We start from the raw sequence: 15,301 nt of genomic DNA on the forward strand, positions 1-15,301 counted from the left end.
ATCTAATATAATACATAACCTATTCGCTGTCAACGTTTTTTTAATTTTCCTCGCGACAACGTTTATTAATTTATCATATATCCCCATAATGGTCAACACCATTTTTGTTTTTTTTCAAAACCCGTAAAAATACCCGTCCCATTAATGTACCCTAAAGAAAACTCGCTGATTGACGAGCTCTGCTCTTGGGCGAAGACAGAGGCGTAGTTGCACTTACATTCTATCCTCCAAAATTTCCTGCCACGTGAATTCATTTCTAGCTGGAATCTTATATTTTCTGAAAGCAAAATAAAAAGGCTCTACTGAGATGAGCCTTTTTCACGAAAGAATATACATTTGAATTACAGCTAGTGCACCTAATCCAGGAATTCCAAGAAAACCGCACACAGAGGCTGTGATGAGATTAATTGGAATATGCAAGTTCAATTGTGCTCCAATTACATTCAAAACAAATAGCAATAAAGCCCCAACAAGAACCCTTATAATGGACATTCCAATAAAACGAAATGGCTTTAATGGCGCACCTGCAAGCATAAGCAGCATAATAATACCAGCAACAATTGCTATTACCGCAATATGATCCATCATCTTCTCTCCCTTACAACTTGTACTACATCTATATGAGCAGACAATGGGAGACATACCATTTTGTATATGAAAAAGTAAAACTGCAAGCAAGAATTCACGTAAAAAGAAAACTCGAGCTGTTCGGTGAAGGCAGGAACATCGTTGCATTTACCCTTTCTTAAAGTGAAAAATAAATCGCCATATATAACCATTTTTTTCATCCGGTTATACATGGCGATCCATTTCTTAGAGAAAATTAAGAGTTTTCCTTGTTTCAAGCTAACTTTTTCTCTTACTTTAATTTCTTTACCTGTACTTTACGCTGCTTTGCTTCTTTCAACAAGTAGAGATATTTCGCTTCTGTAATTTTCAAGTGGCAAATTACATCCTCTGATGGCTCTAAACTTCTCTCCATCATTCTCTCTTGTCTCTTCCATTCATTCTTCTGTTGCTCTAATAGCTGCACAAGCTTTTCATCGTATTCACGTCTTAAAGAACCCTTTCGGCGAAAAAATATCATAGTTTTCTCCTCAAAGCTCTCTGCGTCCTTCTAAAGCTTTAGATAAGGTTACCTCATCCGCATACTCCAGGTCTCCACCTACAGGAAGCCCATGAGCAATCCTTGTAACCTTAATCCCCGTTGGCTTTAGAAGACGGGAGATATACATAGCTGTTGCTTCTCCCTCAATATTTGGGTTTGTTGCTAGAATAACCTCTTGTACTGTTTCATCTTGAAGTCGCTTTAGCAGCTCAGGAATACGGATATCCTCAGGTCCAATCCCTTCCATTGGAGAGACTGCCCCGTGCAGCACATGGTATACACCTCGATATTCCTTCATTTTTTCCATTGCAATTACATCCTTTGGCTCTTGCACAACACAAACCAGCGATTGATCACGATGAGAATCATCACAAATGTAGCATGGATCACGGTCAGTAATGTGCCCGCATATAGAGCAGTATGTTAGATTTCGCTTAGCATTGACTAAAGCCTTTGCAAAATCTAGTACATCATCTTCCTTCATATTCAGGACAAAAAAGGCCAGACGAACGGCCGTTTTCGGACCAATTCCTGGCAGTTTCATAAAGCTGTCAATCAGCTTTGATATAGGTTCTGGGTAATGCATGATACAGCCTCCTAGAATAGTCCGCCCGGCAGATTTAAACCTTTTGTGAACTGACCCATAGTAGAAGATGTTATCTCATCCATCTTTTTCAAGGCATCATTTGTTGCTGTTAATATAAGATCCTGCAGCATTTCAATATCCTCTGGATCTACAACCTCTTCTTTGATTTTCACTTCTAGAATCTGCTTTTGGCCATTTACAACAACGGTTACCATTCCACCGCCGGCAGTACCTTCAACTGTTCTTTTTTCTAATTCCTCTTGTGCCTCTTGCATTTTTTTTTGCATTTTTTGCATTTGTTTCATCATATTATTCATATTGCCCATTCCACCACGCATCATGTTACATTCCTCCTACATAATTATTCTTTTATTTCTACCAGATTCTCCCCTACGATTTTAATTGCTTCATCAATAAGAGGATCCTCTTTTGGTATCGGTTTTTCTGTTTGATCTAGTTTGAGAAACTCTTCTCGGATATCCTGCCAATTTTCCTTCGGGACTGGTACCATTTGTAGGCTCTTCCCCGACAAATTGAAAAGGATTTGCTCCATAGCTTGGATTCCCTGCGTATTATTATTCACCAAATCAGCATGAACACTATGTTCAAAAGCCAAAACATAGTAATCGGAAGCAGCAGCAACAGGTTCACTGTTTTCCAATAATACCGCAAACGCGACTTTGCTTTGCTGTTTTAGTTGTTCGAGTACTTCTCCCCAAATCCCTTTAACTCTCTCTAAATCTTTTCGAGTAGCCTTCTTTAGAACTTCATGGATTCGTCCTGCCGGCACATTCCGCTTTGTCCGGCTTTGTTTTGGAGCTTTTTTCTCTACAACCGGCAACGCTTCCTGTGAAATTGCAACACCATTCTGTTTTAAATGTCTTAGTTCAGCTTCCATTTCCTGCATACGCTGCAAAATGGTTTGCAAATGATCTGAGCCTTGCTTTTTTATTAAAAATTGCTGGCAAAGCTTCACCATCACAACCTCTAAAAAGATACGCGGATGATTTGTCCATTTCATTTCCTGCTGGCTTTTGCTCAAGGTATGAATCACTTCATAAATCGTTTCGGCAGGAATTTGTTCGCTTAACATCCGAAAATCTTCATCAACTAGGACACGCTCTAATAAATCCCCTAAATGCGGGGAAGTTTGATACAGGAGCATATCTCGATAGTAGTAGATAAAATCCTCCATAAAGCGCATTGCATCTTTCCCGTGATTCATTAGCTCATCGATAATCCGAAGAGCTTGGGGCACGTCATTCTCAAAAATACATATCGCTAAACGAGACAATTGCTTTTGTGCCACCGACCCAGTTACAGCTAGCACATCCTCAGTTGTGACTATATCTTCACTGTATGAGATAGCCTGGTCAATAAGGCTAAGAGCATCCCTCATTCCACCTTCTGCCGCTCTTGCTACAATGTGGAGCGCTTCCTCTGCTACCTCTGTTCCCTCATTCCGTACAACTGTTGCAAGACGGTCTACAATATCCTGAACAGAGATTTTCCGAAACTCAAAACGTTGGCAACGTGAAATAATAGTCGGAGGAATTTTATGAGGCTCAGTAGTGGCCAGAATGAAGATAACGTGCTTTGGAGGTTCTTCTAATGTTTTCAATAATGCATTGAAGGCACCCATGGAAAGCATGTGAACTTCATCGATAATATATACTTTATATCGAACAGAGGCAGGAGGTGTTCTTACCTTTTCAATTAGGTATCGAATATCATCCACGCCGTTATTAGAAGCTGCATCCATCTCTAACACTTGATCGTTTGTCCCAAGCATGATGGATTTGCACGTTTCACATTGATTACAAGGCTCTACTGTCGGTCCATTCTCACAGTTAATTGCCTTTGCAAACACCTTTGCTATTGTTGTTTTACCAGTACCTCTTGGACCTGAAAATAAATAAGCATGGGGAACCTTCCCCTGAAGAAGGGCATTTTGCAATGTTTTCGTTACATGCTCTTGACCGACCACATCGCCAAATGCTTGTGGTCTCCAAGTTCGGTAAAGCGCCTGATATGACACGAAAGTACGGCCTCCTTCGAACTATTTTGTCTCACCTATTATACATGATTATCATAATGGAAGTAAAAAAGAAAAAGCGGGGGAGTAAGGTTTTTCAGGATTGAGGAATGTAACAAAAGCTTTGTCCCTACATAAACTCACCTTACTAGTATAAAATAAATCAACACTATTGCTAAACACCTTTTTAAACAGCAAAAAACCTGCTTTAAAAAGCAGGTTTAATAGCTATTATATAACTGCCGTGCACCTTCTGTCGATTGTGTGCCATAAGCGTTACCTAAGCAGTTAGCTCGGTCCAGGCACCCCTACGGCACACGAGAGCTTCCGCTTATTGCTGCTTCCTTCCGGACCTGACAAGGTTCACAGATTCCCGTTGCGTAGGACCCAGACGTCAACACCACTTACTTAGGGCAGACCCTACAGCAAGCACAACCTCGAGAAAGGGATTCGGCCTCGCTAGAGCGGATTGCGAGTACAGGGCACCGCTACCTCCCCGCTTAGCACGGCAAAGTTGAAACCATATTTGGTTGCCTTATTGAGGACATTTTTAGTATATCCGTTTTTGAACATAAATGCAACTTATCAGCAGGAAGTATTTTTACCCATGTTTTCCTTTGCCTTTCTCTTCTTCCTGCTGCGAAGCTCCCGGAAAAACTCTGATAGCATAGCTCCACATTCCTCATCCAGCACGCCGCTGACCACCTCGGCCTGATGATTGAAACGTTCCTCCTGCAGTAAATTCATCAGCGTTCCGGCACAGCCTCCTTTAGGATCACTTGCGCCATACACAACCCTCTCTACCCGTGATAGAACAATAGCACCAGCACACATTGGACATGGCTCTAATGTTACATAAAGGGTTGCATTTTCAAGACGCCACGTCCCAAGACTTCGACATGCCTCATCAATTGCTAGCAACTCCGCATGAGCAACTGAGCGCTGCTCTGTTTCGCGAAGGTTATGTGCGCGGCTTATAACTTCATCCCCAATTACGATAACAGCACCAATAGGTACCTCTTGCATCTCTCCTGCTTTTTTTGCCTCTTCTATGGCAAGCTTCATATAATATTCATCACGTTCCATTAATAAATCCCTTTCTATTTATTGCAAATAACTTTCCTTTTTTCAATCCACAATAAGAGGAAGAGAAAGGAGAATATATTTATGCACAAGACTGCCCTACTTATAATTGACTTGATTAATGATTTTCAATTTGAACATGGACCTATTTTAGCAAAAAAGTGCAGGGATATGCTACCAAGCATTCTACAACTAAAGAACTGGATTAAGAAAAACCAAGGTCATGTGATTTATATCAATGATCATTATAACCTCTGGCAGGCTGATATGAATAAGATTATCCAGCATTGTGACAATGAATTAAGCAGCCCTATCCTGAAGGATATTGCACCTAAGGAAGATGATTATTTTCTCATTAAACCCCATTATTCAGCCTTTTATGAAACTCCACTAAACACATTGCTTGGACATCTAAAAGTACAGAATCTGATTTTAACCGGAGTAGCGGGTAATATATGCATTTTATTCACGGCAAATGATGCGCATATGCGAAATTATAAACTATATGTACCTAAAAATTGTATTGCGTCAAATTCCGAAAAAGATAATGAACATGCTTTAACAGTCATGGAGGCGATTTTAAAAGCAGAGATTTCTCCTTCTTCTCAGCTTTCTCTTCACTCCCTATTCGAAACAAGCTCCAAGGCATTGGAATAAGGTAAATTTCATCCATCTATATTCTCATATAATTTTATCTGGAAGTTTTTAAAAGAAACGCATCTTTTCTCATCATCTTATGCTACAATAAGTCTGTTTTGATTCTTATTTACCTAAAGGCCCGAGTAAAGGAGAAGAAGCAATGATCAACATACCTTTCATTACAGTCGAGGGTCCTATTGGAGTTGGAAAGACCTCTCTTGCAAAAGCTATTTCAAATCATTTCTGTCTTTATTTGTTGAAAGAGATAGTCAGTGAAAATCCTTTTCTAGGAAAATTTTATCAAGATATTGAAGAATGGAGCTTTCAAACTGAAATGTTCTTCCTCTGCAACCGCTATAAGCAACTAGAGGATATTCATATGAAATACTTAAGCAATGCTATACCTGTTGTAGCAGATTATCATATCCTTAAAAATTTAATTTTTGCAAACAGAACCCTGAAGCCTAGTCAATACTATAAATATATTCAAATTTATAATATTCTTACCCAGGACATGCCTACCCCGAATGTGATCATCTACCTAACAGCAAGTTTGGAAACATTACAAAAACGCATTTCGCTCCGTGGCAGGGAGTTTGAAAAGAAGATTGATCCGCAATACCTGTTGCAGCTTATCTCAGATTACGAAACTGCTATGAATCAATTCGCTAAAAATCATCCTTCCATTCCTATTTTGAAATTCAATGGTGATGATATGGATTTTGTAAACGAAGAGGATGACTTGAACTATATCTTATCTGCATTGGAAATTACACTAAAGAAGGAGATTACAAAATCATGAAGATAAGACAAAAATATAAGCTCCCCAATAACGCCGTTATTACGATTGCAGGCACAGTTGGCGTAGGTAAATCCACTATGACTAAAGCATTAGCAAAGGCATTAGGCTACAGAACGTCATTCGAGAAGGTTGATACAAATCCATACCTAGATCAATTTTATGCCGATTTCGCACGCTGGAGCTTTCACCTGCAAATTTACTTTTTAGCTGAACGCTTTAAAGAACAAAAAAGAATCTTTGAATATGGCGGTGGATTCGTTCAGGACCGCTCTATTTATGAGGATACTGGTATTTTTGCAAAGATGCACTATGAAAAAGGCACTATGACAGAGGTTGATTATCAAACGTATAAAGAGCTATTTCATGCCATGGTTATGACTCCATATTTTCCGCATCCAGACCTATTGATTTACTTGGAGGGCTCATTTGAGGACATTCTAGAACGGATTCGTGAGCGTGGAAGACCAATGGAGCAGCAAACACCTTTAGAATATTGGAAGGAAATGCATGAACGCTATGAGAACTGGATTAGTAACTTTAACTCTTGCCCCGTTCTGCGTCTTAATATTAATGAATATGATATTATGAAAAATGAGGAATCCATTGAACCTGTTATTGAGAAAATTGCTTATTTCCTGCATGAAACAAAAAGGTTTGTGAGATAATAAAGAGACTCATGGAATGTACCATGAGTCTCTTTATTATCCCTTGCTGCTTCGTTTAGCAGGGGCAATTAATTCATCTCCAGATTTTCCTGCATGAATCCGTTGTCTTACTGTACTTTGACTGAGTCCATATGCTTCAGCTATTTCCTTCACAGTCATTTCTACTCCATTTACAGTGGCTGTTAAAGCTTTCCCTTTTTGTTTTACCGGTTTCAGTTCTGTCACAATAGCATTGGTTGTTTGGCAAATACAGCCGCACAGCTTGCGAAAAGCCTCTTTGCTCACTATATTTGAAACATTAGAGGTACTGTTTAAAATTCGGTCTCTCTTACAAACAGGACACTGTACATAATAAAGTGTTTTTTCCTGCATAGGAAAAGTTTGGATAATTAGGTCCATTGTTGCTCCTTTCTGTTTGTTGAGATATTCACTATAAAGAAAACTCGCCAATTGGCAAGCCCTGCTCTTGGGCGAAGACAGAATCGTAGTTGCACTTACACTTCGCTCCTAAAATTTCCTGCTACGTCGAATCGATTTCTAGCCGGAAATTTATACTTTCTTAAAGTGAAATAAAAACTCGTTACAGCATTGTAACGAGTTTTCCAATCTCCACTTATATGCGCTGTTGTCGTCAATATTTAAGTGGCGGAGGAAGAGGGATTCGAACCCCCGCGCGGCTTTCACCGCCTCTCGGTTTTCAAGACCGACCCCTTCAGCCAGACTTGGGTATTCCTCCTCCTATTGACATGAAGTATTATAGCAGAAGAAAAAAAGAAGCGTCAAGCATCTTTACTTCTCCTGCTTCGTCTTTGCAAGTAAGTATAAGAGAGGATTCCTTTTTTATTTAATCACTTCTCTATTTCTCATATATGGGCGAAGTACCTCTGGGATAATAACAGAGCCATCCTCCTGCTGATAATTCTCTAGAATAGCCGCTACCGTACGACCAAGTGCTAATCCAGAACCATTCAATGTATGTACATGCTCAGGCTTTGATTTTGGATCACGGCGGAAGCGAATATTGGCACGTCTGGCCTGAAATGCTTCAAAGTTACTGCAGGAAGAGATTTCACGATACATATTATAGCTCGGAATCCATACCTCAATGTCATACTTCTTTGCCGCTGTGAAGCCTAAATCTCCTGTACACATACTTAGAACACGGTATGGTAGCCCCAACAACTGTAATACACGCTCAGCATCATTTGTTAGCTTCTCTAACTCCTCATAGGAATCCTCAGGTTTCACAAACTTTACTAATTCCACCTTATTAAATTGATGCTGCCGAATTAATCCACGTGTATCACGTCCCGCAGAGCCTGCCTCAGAACGGAAGCATGCACTAAACGCTGCGTATTGAATTGGTAAAGTGTCACCACTTAGGATTTCATCACGGTGTAAGTTTGTTACAGGTACCTCCGCAGTTGGAATCAGGAAGTAATCCTCACTCTCAATCCGAAATGCATCTTCTTCAAATTTTGGAAGCTGCCCTGTTCCTGTCATGCTGTCACGATTTACAATGTATGGAGGTAATACTTCTTTATATCCATGCTCTTCTGTATGGAGGTCTAGCATAAAGTTAATTAATGCACGCTCTAATTTTGCTCCTAAATCTTTATAGAATACAAAACGACTTCCAGTTACCTTACCTGCACGTTCAAAATCTAAAATATCAAGATTTGTTGCAATGTCCCAATGCGGCTTTGGCTCAAAGGGAAACTGTGGAACTTCCCCCCAAGTACGGATTTCAACGTTATCATCCTCTGTTTCACCTACTGGAACGGACTCATGCGGAATATTAGGGATTGTTAACAAAAGTTTTTCAAGGTCAGCCTCGACAACACGAAGCTCCTCATCCAATGATTTAATTTTGTCGCCTACCTCACGCATCTCCAAAATCAAGTGCTCTGCATCCTGCTTTTCACGCTTTAGCACTGCAACCTGCTGAGAAACCTCATTTCGTTTCCCTTTTAGCTCTTCTGTCTGCACTAAAAGATCTCTTCTCTTTGTGTCCAATTCTTCAAAGCGGCCAAAGTCTGTTAAATCCTCGCCACGATGCTGCAGTTTTGCCTTTACCCCTTCAAGGTCAGCCCGTAATACTTTAATGTCTAGCATCTTAACCCTCCTTTATTGTGTAAAACATAAAAAACTCCCGTCCCTGTAAAAAAGGGACGGGAGTTATGCCCGCGTTGCCACCCTAGTTGAAAGCACATGCTTTCCTCTCGAGAAGGATAACGGCTCTTCGCCGAAAATGCTTACTAGTTAGTTCAAGCACGTTCTGCATTTCGCTCAAGGATGGATTCACAGGCTGCTTCTACCGATTTGCACCAACCATCGGCTCTCTAAAAAAAGCTTATCCTGTTACTGTTTCCCGTCAACGCTTTATACTATATAGATGTTCATCATCAATTTACTATAATCTTTAACAACTTGCAAGGAAGTTATACAACCTTATTCGCTTTTGCTTCTTCCACCATTTTTACAAAATATGCTGTAATACGGTGATCATCCGTTAACTCCGGATGGAAAGAGGCTGCGAGGAACGGACCTTGCTGTACTGCTACGATACGGTCACCATGAGTAGCAAGCACATCTACATGCCCTTCGACACCCACAACATACGGAGCGCGAATGAACACACCAATAAAGTCCTCACCGACACCTTTGATAGATAACGGCGCCTCAAAGCTTTCACGTTGCCTTCCAAAGGCATTGCGTTCAACAGTAATATCCATTACTCCAATATGAGCTTCATCATAACCCACAAGGTTTTTCGCCAATAGAATCATACCTGCGCATGTCCCAAACATTGGCTTCCCTTCCTGCGCAAATTGACGAAGAGACTCCATAAAGCCATATTTATCAATTAAACGACGCATCGTTGTACTTTCTCCACCAGGTAAAATCAGACCATCAAGCTCAGTTAGCTGTTCTACCTTCTTTACAACAACTGCACGTGCCCCGGAAGCCTCAATGGATTGTATATGCTCACGAACTGCTCCTTGAAGCCCTAATACACCAATTGTAATCATGCTGCGAGCTCCTTTTGATTACCAGCCGCGCTCTTGCATGCGTTGCTCTGGTAATAATGATGAAATTTCAATACCTTTCATCGGGTTGCCTAATCCTTTTGATAAACGAGCAATAAGCTCATAGTCTTCATAATGAGTTGTAGCTTCTACGATTGAGCGCGCGAATTTAGCAGGGTTTTCGGACTTGAAGATACCTGATCCTACAAATACACCGTCTGCACCTAATTGCATCATTAATGCAGCATCTGCTGGAGTTGCTACACCACCTGCTGCAAAGTTTACAACTGGTAAGCGGCCTAAACGTTTGATTTCTAATAACACTTCATAAGGAGCACCAATATTTTTTGCAAATGTCATCAGTTCATCTTCACGCATTGCAACAACTTGAGCAATTTGGGAGTTCACTTGACGCATATGACGAACTGCTTCTACGATGTTTCCTGTTCCTGGCTCACCTTTTGTACGAAGCATAGCTGCACCTTCACCAATACGACGAGATGCTTCCCCTAGGTCACGGCATCCGCATACGAATGGAACTGTATAATCGCTTTTCTTCAAATGATATACTTCATCCGCTGGAGTTAGTACTTCACTCTCATCAATGTAGTCTACTCCTAACGCCTCTAATACACGAGCCTCTACGATATGACCGATACGGCATTTTGCCATAACCGGAATAGATACGGCACCTAATACTTCTTCAACGATTGTTGGGTCAGCCATACGGGACACGCCGCCTGCTGCACGAATATCAGCAGGAACACGCTCTAATGCCATAACAGCAACTGCGCCTGCTTCCTCCGCAATTTTCGCTTGCTCGGCATTGATTACATCCATGATGACGCCGCCCTTTTGCATTTCTGCCATTCCACGCTTTACACGTTCTGTACCTGTTAAATTGTTAACCATTTAAAGAACCCCCTCTATATAAATTGCTTCTTTTTTACTTTCCTAACGAAAATTAAGAATACTCTTACATTCTAACACTACATATTACCGGCTTGTCCACTATTTTTTACTGAAAAATCAAGACGAAAAGCAGGAAATTCCGTACATTCCAGAAATCCGTACATTCCATAAGATGAACAAAATATGAAAAAATATAAGAAAAAAGTCCCCTTGAGGGAACTTTTTTTTACACTTTAAAAAATAAAGTATAAATTTTCAGTTAGAAGCCATTGGACATGGTGGGAAGCTTTCGAGACACAGTGTAAGTGTAACTACGCCTCTGTCTTCGCCCAAGGGCGGGGCTTGCCAATCGGCGAGCTTTCTTTAAAACCAGCCTTTTACCGTGTCAACTGCCCCGGTCCAAATTCCGACAAAGAATGAACCTACCCCGCGCATTGCAAGCACAACCACATTTGCCTTCTCTACGTTAGCTTGTGCAATAAGCTCGGTTTTTAATTCTTTCCCTGAAAGAAAGCCTGGATCACTGTTATCTTTTGCTTTTAATGTCATATACCCTACTGTTGTTCCCTTCTTCACGGGAGCGGTAATTTCCTTATCCTCCAACTCAGCTCCTGTTATGTAGGTGTTTTTAGATCCTTTTGGAACTGCAACAACAGTGTCTTTTTTCGTTTCAATTCCAACTTCTTTTTCTTTTCCCTTTACAATATTTATCGTCTCTGTACCCTTTACCTCAGAACCTTTTGGATACAATTCCTTTACCTCAAAACCGCTAAAACCATAATCGAAGAGTTTTTTTGTTTCTGCAAATCGCGCCTTATCAGAGTCTGTTTTAATTACTACTGAAATGAGCCTCATACCATCTCGTTTTGCCGTACCTGTGAAGCAATAGCCAGCCTCCGGTGTAGAACCAGTCTTTAGTCCATCAACACCTTCATACCCGTATACCAATCCAGGGAGCATCCAGTTCCAGTTCTCCATCTTAACTGGGTATTTTCCGCCTTCTTGGAACACTTTTTTAGGAACGCTTGCTGTTTTTAGGATCTCCGGATAATCGTCTATTAAGCGTTTTGCTAAAATCGCACAATCTTTCGCAGACATCTTATTTTGCTCATCAGGGCTTGTCCCAGCAGGTTGATGTCCCTTTAAATCGCTATTTGTTAGACCAGTAGCATTTACAAACTTATAGTTCTTCAGGCCTAGCTCCTTCGCTTTTTCATTCATTGATTTAACAAAGTTCCCTTCAGAACCACCAATTAACTCAGCTAATGCAATGGCTGCTCCATTAGCTGAATAAATTGCCATTGCTTCATACAATTCCTTTACTGTGTAGGAGCCACCATTTTCAAGAGGAACATTAGATAAATTTGTATCCTGTGAAATCATATATGCATATTCTGATATCGTTGTTTTTTGATTCCATTTGATTTTTCCTTTTTCTATTGCTTCATGCACAAGATATTCCGTCATCATCTTCGTCATACTTGCAATAGCGAGGGATTCGTCGGAGTTTTTTTCATACAGTATCTTCCCTGATTGTGCTTCCACTAAAATAGCCGATTCTGCCTTTATATCCAAATCCGTATCTGTTTCCGCAAATGCAGCCTTATACGAAAACAATAAACTATACATCAATGTAAACAATGTAACTACAGCAAATACCCTTTTTCGAAAGAAAACGCTCACCTTGCTACCTCCAATAAAATGTTTTCACATAACGGTTATTCTAACACACTTCAAAAAAAATAGACAGAGTTAGAAACCTCTGTCCAAAAGATAGAATATTAAGATGAGTAGTTTGGTGCTTCCTTCGTAATCTGAATATTATGCGGATGACTTTCGCGCAAACCATTGCCTGTCATACGGATAAACTGTGCATTTTCACGAAGGTATTCTAAGCTCGGTGCACCGCAATACCCCATACCAGAACGAAGTCCGCCTACTAATTGATGTACTGTATCAGCTAGCGGTCCCTTGTAAGGCAGACGTCCTTCAATTCCCTCTGGTACAAGTTTTTTATTTCCCTCTTGGAAATAGCGATCCTTACTTCCCTGCTCCATAGCACCAACAGAACCCATACCACGGTACACCTTAAAGCGACGTCCTTGATAAATTTCTGTATCACCAGGGCTTTCAGAAACACCTGCAAACATGCTGCCTAGCATAACTGCATGAGCTCCTGAAGCAAGCGCCTTAACGATATCTCCAGAATATTTGATTCCACCGTCAGCAATGATAGGCACACCGTATTTACGTGCCTCTGAAGCACAATCATATACAGCAGTTAATTGCGGAACACCTACACCGGCTACAACGCGTGTTGTACAGATAGAGCCTGGTCCAATACCAACCTTAATAATATTAGCTCCTGCTTCAATTAAGTCTCTAGTCGCTTCTGCTGTTGCCACATTTCCGGCGATGATATTAAGGTTTGGATACTTCGCTCTAATTTCGCGAACTTTTTCTAAAACACCTAATGAATGCCCATGAGCCGTATCTAATACAATAACGTCCACATGAGCTTTTACAAGCGCATCAATACGTGCTAATGCATCAGCAGTTACTCCAACCGCTGCCCCTACAAGCAAGCGACCTACCTTATCCTTTGCGGAATTAGGAAACTCAATTACCTTTTCAATATCTTTAATCGTAATAAGACCTTGTAACGTACCTTGTTCGTCAACAAGAGGGAGCTTTTCAATTTTGTGCTTTTGCAAGATTTGTTCAGCTTCTGATAAAGTTGTTCCTACTGGAGCCGTAATGAGATTTTCTTTTGTCATTACATCAGAAATTTTCATGGAGTATTCTTGAATAAAGCGCAAGTCACGATTTGTCAAAATTCCAACCAATTTTTGCTCTGTGTCATTATTAACAATCGGAACACCAGAAATACGGTATTTTCCCATAAGGTGTTCTGCATCGTATACTTGATGATCTGGAGTTAGGAAAAATGGATCTGAAATAACGCCACTTTCTGAGCGCTTTACTTTATCTACCTGTTCAGCCTGCTGCTCAATTGTCATGTTTTTATGAATAATACCTAATCCACCTTGACGAGCTATCGCGATCGCCATTTCTGCTTCTGTTACAGTATCCATACCAGCGCTGATAAGTGGAATATTGAGCTGTAGCGTTTCTGATAAAGCAGTTTTTACACTTACTTCTCGTGGTAGTACTTCTGATCTTGCTGGGATTAAAAGAACATCATCAAATGTTAAACCTTCTTTAACAAACTTGTTTTCCCACATAAGTTATCCCCCTCTGTTTCCAAAATATTATTAGTAGCTTAACAACTGGGTAAAATACTGTCAAGGAAGTGTTGATATGTTTGAATTTTTAGAATTCTAAAGGAGCTTTTTTTTATGGTTAAGATACAATCTACTTGGCAAAAATTAAGTTTTTTTATTTCTTCTGTGCATTCTCAAAATTACCTTTCTCATTGCTATAAGGAATTATGTATAGAGGATGGTGATCGAAAGAGTTTTGATAATTGTTACCCATTCATTTATTACCTAGAGCATGGAAAGAGTTATTACGAACTGGCAAAAGACTCTCCGCTTTCCATTAAGCCTGTTTTGCTTTTCTATGGCATGGTGCAGCTCTTAAAGGCATGCTTACTTACTGTAGATCCGAACTATCCGGAGTCGACCTCTGTATTGGCCCATGGCGTTACAACACGTAAACGAAAAAAACAAAGCTATGAGTTTTTACAGGATGAAGTAAAGATTCAAAAAAATGGATTATTTACACATATTGCAGAGCGAATGTTCCATGTGAAACACTTAGAGGGTGAAAAATACACAATGGAGGGATTACTAAAACATGTTGGGGAATTAATTGACTTATTTTCCTATAGTAAAAAAACTTCTGAGTATTTACCAATAGAAAGAATAAACGAGACAGAGATTGTAATTCCTCCTTCAGTGCTAGACAGTTATTATATGACAAAAGAACGATTTATTGAATACTTCCGTGGGGCATGCCCTCATTTAGATATACAATATTTACGAAAAGAAGCAGAGCAGCAGTTGTCCTTTTCATCTCCAATCAAAAACTGGAATGGATTGCTCTGCTCACCTTTAGCATATGATTTACATAAGGATCAATATTATCTTCCTTCTAATCGTGATAATAAAAATAATCTCCCTGAGTTATTAATTCATTACCTTCTTCTTTATAACTTGAGCATGATCTCTCGTTACGAGACAGAATGGTGGAGTGACTTGCTCCGTAGCTATTCAACAGAAGATTATCCATTTATTCATCAATTTCTTTCTGCTACATCTGAAAAGGTACCATATTATATTTATTTATTTCTGATACAGAAAGCATAATAACTTTCATTTCTCAGGTAATAAAGAAAACTCGCTGACTGGCGAGCCCTGCTCTTGGGCGAAAACAAAGGCGTAGTTGCTCAAAATGCAAAAAAAACCGTTCCTCTGGAT

The 15,301-nt window shown here is 40.0% G+C and carries 16 protein-coding genes, 1 tRNA gene, 1 other RNA gene and 1 other annotated feature; of the genes, 4 read left to right on the forward strand and 14 right to left on the reverse strand.

Annotated elements, in window-relative coordinates; genetic code table 11:
- Window positions 1-318: 318 nt before the first annotated feature.
- From AAHB12_RS29645 to tadA, 7 genes are all read right to left on the reverse strand, one after another.
- Complete coding sequence (locus tag AAHB12_RS29645) at window positions 319-588, reverse strand: pro-sigmaK processing inhibitor BofA family protein (RefSeq protein WP_342048705.1); 270 nt, start codon at window positions 586-588, stop codon at window positions 319-321.
- Window positions 589-859: 271 nt separating this feature from the next.
- On the reverse strand, window positions 860-1,084 hold the full coding sequence (locus AAHB12_RS29650) for a YaaL family protein (protein WP_129731837.1): 225 nt from the start codon (window positions 1,082-1,084) through the stop codon (window positions 860-862).
- Between the two features lie 13 nt (window positions 1,085-1,097).
- On the reverse strand, window positions 1,098-1,694 hold the full coding sequence (gene recR / locus AAHB12_RS29655) for a recombination mediator RecR (protein WP_129731834.1): 597 nt from the start codon (window positions 1,692-1,694) through the stop codon (window positions 1,098-1,100).
- Between the two features lie 11 nt (window positions 1,695-1,705).
- Entirely contained in the window at window positions 1,706-2,032 is a 327-nt protein-coding gene (locus tag AAHB12_RS29660) for a YbaB/EbfC family nucleoid-associated protein (protein WP_205651016.1), read from the reverse strand.
- A 23-nt stretch (window positions 2,033-2,055) separates the two neighbouring features.
- Window positions 2,056-3,732, reverse strand: coding sequence for a DNA polymerase III subunit gamma/tau (dnaX, locus tag AAHB12_RS29665; protein ID WP_342048706.1), 1,677 nt, complete (start codon window positions 3,730-3,732; stop codon window positions 2,056-2,058).
- Window positions 3,733-3,971: 239 nt separating this feature from the next.
- Window positions 3,972-4,238: signal recognition particle sRNA large type (gene ffs / locus AAHB12_RS29670), an RNA gene on the reverse strand.
- A gap of 76 nt (window positions 4,239-4,314) precedes the next feature.
- The gene (gene tadA / locus AAHB12_RS29675) at window positions 4,315-4,815 is read right to left on the reverse strand and encodes a tRNA adenosine(34) deaminase TadA (RefSeq protein ID WP_342048707.1); all 501 of its coding nucleotides are present in this window, start codon (window positions 4,813-4,815) and stop codon (window positions 4,315-4,317) included.
- An 81-nt stretch (window positions 4,816-4,896) separates the two neighbouring features.
- Between tadA and AAHB12_RS29680 the strand changes: the two genes are divergently transcribed.
- The 3 genes from AAHB12_RS29680 (at window position 4,897) to AAHB12_RS29690 (ending at window position 6,918) form a co-directional block, all read left to right on the forward strand.
- Window positions 4,897-5,469, forward strand: a complete 573-nt coding sequence (locus tag AAHB12_RS29680) for an isochorismatase family cysteine hydrolase (RefSeq protein WP_342048708.1) — start codon at window positions 4,897-4,899, stop codon at window positions 5,467-5,469.
- A gap of 142 nt (window positions 5,470-5,611) precedes the next feature.
- Entirely contained in the window at window positions 5,612-6,253 is a 642-nt protein-coding gene (locus AAHB12_RS29685) for a deoxynucleoside kinase (RefSeq protein WP_342048709.1), read from the forward strand.
- Window positions 6,250-6,918: a deoxynucleoside kinase gene (locus tag AAHB12_RS29690; RefSeq protein WP_129731822.1), complete on the forward strand. Its 669-nt coding sequence runs from the start codon at window positions 6,250-6,252 to the stop codon at window positions 6,916-6,918. The genes AAHB12_RS29685 and AAHB12_RS29690 overlap by 4 nt, the downstream gene beginning before the upstream one ends.
- A 36-nt stretch (window positions 6,919-6,954) precedes the next feature.
- Here AAHB12_RS29690 and AAHB12_RS29695 read toward each other — a convergent pair whose 3' ends face one another.
- From AAHB12_RS29695 to guaB, 7 genes are all read right to left on the reverse strand, one after another.
- Complete coding sequence (locus AAHB12_RS29695) at window positions 6,955-7,317, reverse strand: DUF3797 domain-containing protein (protein WP_129731820.1); 363 nt, start codon at window positions 7,315-7,317, stop codon at window positions 6,955-6,957.
- 244 nt (window positions 7,318-7,561) lie between these two features.
- Window positions 7,562-7,654, reverse strand: a tRNA-Ser gene (locus AAHB12_RS29700).
- Window positions 7,655-7,758: 104 nt separating this feature from the next.
- Entirely contained in the window at window positions 7,759-9,033 is a 1,275-nt protein-coding gene (gene serS / locus AAHB12_RS29705) for a serine--tRNA ligase (RefSeq protein ID WP_342048710.1), read from the reverse strand.
- Window positions 9,034-9,082: 49 nt separating this feature from the next.
- Window positions 9,083-9,305: a binding site (T-box leader), on the reverse strand.
- Between the two features lie 54 nt (window positions 9,306-9,359).
- Complete coding sequence (gene pdxT, locus AAHB12_RS29710; RefSeq protein WP_129731817.1) at window positions 9,360-9,950, reverse strand: pyridoxal 5'-phosphate synthase glutaminase subunit PdxT; 591 nt, start codon at window positions 9,948-9,950, stop codon at window positions 9,360-9,362.
- An 18-nt stretch (window positions 9,951-9,968) separates the two neighbouring features.
- On the reverse strand, window positions 9,969-10,859 hold the full coding sequence (pdxS, locus tag AAHB12_RS29715; protein WP_129731815.1) for a pyridoxal 5'-phosphate synthase lyase subunit PdxS: 891 nt from the start codon (window positions 10,857-10,859) through the stop codon (window positions 9,969-9,971).
- A gap of 363 nt (window positions 10,860-11,222) precedes the next feature.
- A complete protein-coding gene (locus AAHB12_RS29720) occupies window positions 11,223-12,542 on the reverse strand; it encodes a D-alanyl-D-alanine carboxypeptidase family protein (RefSeq protein ID WP_342048711.1) in 1,320 nt (439 codons plus the stop codon).
- Window positions 12,543-12,640: 98 nt separating this feature from the next.
- Entirely contained in the window at window positions 12,641-14,104 is a 1,464-nt protein-coding gene (guaB, locus tag AAHB12_RS29725; protein WP_342048712.1) for an IMP dehydrogenase, read from the reverse strand.
- Window positions 14,105-14,218: 114 nt separating this feature from the next.
- Here guaB and AAHB12_RS29730 point away from each other — a divergent pair, with 114 nt between their 5' ends.
- On the forward strand, window positions 14,219-15,190 hold the full coding sequence (locus tag AAHB12_RS29730) for a YaaC family protein (protein ID WP_129731809.1): 972 nt from the start codon (window positions 14,219-14,221) through the stop codon (window positions 15,188-15,190).
- The last annotated feature ends 111 nt before the right edge of the window (window positions 15,191-15,301 follow it).

The organism is Bacillus sp. OTU530 (assembly GCF_038440375.1).

Excerpts from the sequence above, each read along its gene's own strand:
- AAHB12_RS29680 (WP_342048708.1), top strand. The coding sequence starts at position 4,897 with ATGCACAAGACTGCCCTACTTATAATTGACTTGATTAATGATTTTCAA.
- pdxT (WP_129731817.1), bottom strand. The coding sequence starts at position 9,950 with ATGATTACAATTGGTGTATTAGGGCTTCAAGGAGCAGTTCGTGAGCAT.
- tadA (WP_342048707.1), bottom strand. The coding sequence starts at position 4,815 with ATGGAACGTGATGAATATTATATGAAGCTTGCCATAGAAGAGGCAAAA.
- AAHB12_RS29730 (WP_129731809.1), top strand. The coding sequence starts at position 14,219 with ATGGTTAAGATACAATCTACTTGGCAAAAATTAAGTTTTTTTATTTCT.
- guaB (WP_342048712.1), bottom strand. The coding sequence starts at position 14,104 with ATGTGGGAAAACAAGTTTGTTAAAGAAGGTTTAACATTTGATGATGTT.
- AAHB12_RS29645 (WP_342048705.1), bottom strand. The coding sequence starts at position 588 with ATGATGGATCATATTGCGGTAATAGCAATTGTTGCTGGTATTATTATG.
- AAHB12_RS29660 (WP_205651016.1), bottom strand. The coding sequence starts at position 2,032 with ATGCGTGGTGGAATGGGCAATATGAATAATATGATGAAACAAATGCAA.
- AAHB12_RS29695 (WP_129731820.1), bottom strand. The coding sequence starts at position 7,317 with ATGGACCTAATTATCCAAACTTTTCCTATGCAGGAAAAAACACTTTAT.
- pdxS (WP_129731815.1), bottom strand. The coding sequence starts at position 10,859 with ATGGTTAACAATTTAACAGGTACAGAACGTGTAAAGCGTGGAATGGCA.
- AAHB12_RS29690 (WP_129731822.1), top strand. The coding sequence starts at position 6,250 with ATGAAGATAAGACAAAAATATAAGCTCCCCAATAACGCCGTTATTACG.
- serS (WP_342048710.1), bottom strand. The coding sequence starts at position 9,033 with ATGCTAGACATTAAAGTATTACGGGCTGACCTTGAAGGGGTAAAGGCA.
- AAHB12_RS29685 (WP_342048709.1), top strand. The coding sequence starts at position 5,612 with ATGATCAACATACCTTTCATTACAGTCGAGGGTCCTATTGGAGTTGGA.
- recR (WP_129731834.1), bottom strand. The coding sequence starts at position 1,694 with ATGCATTACCCAGAACCTATATCAAAGCTGATTGACAGCTTTATGAAA.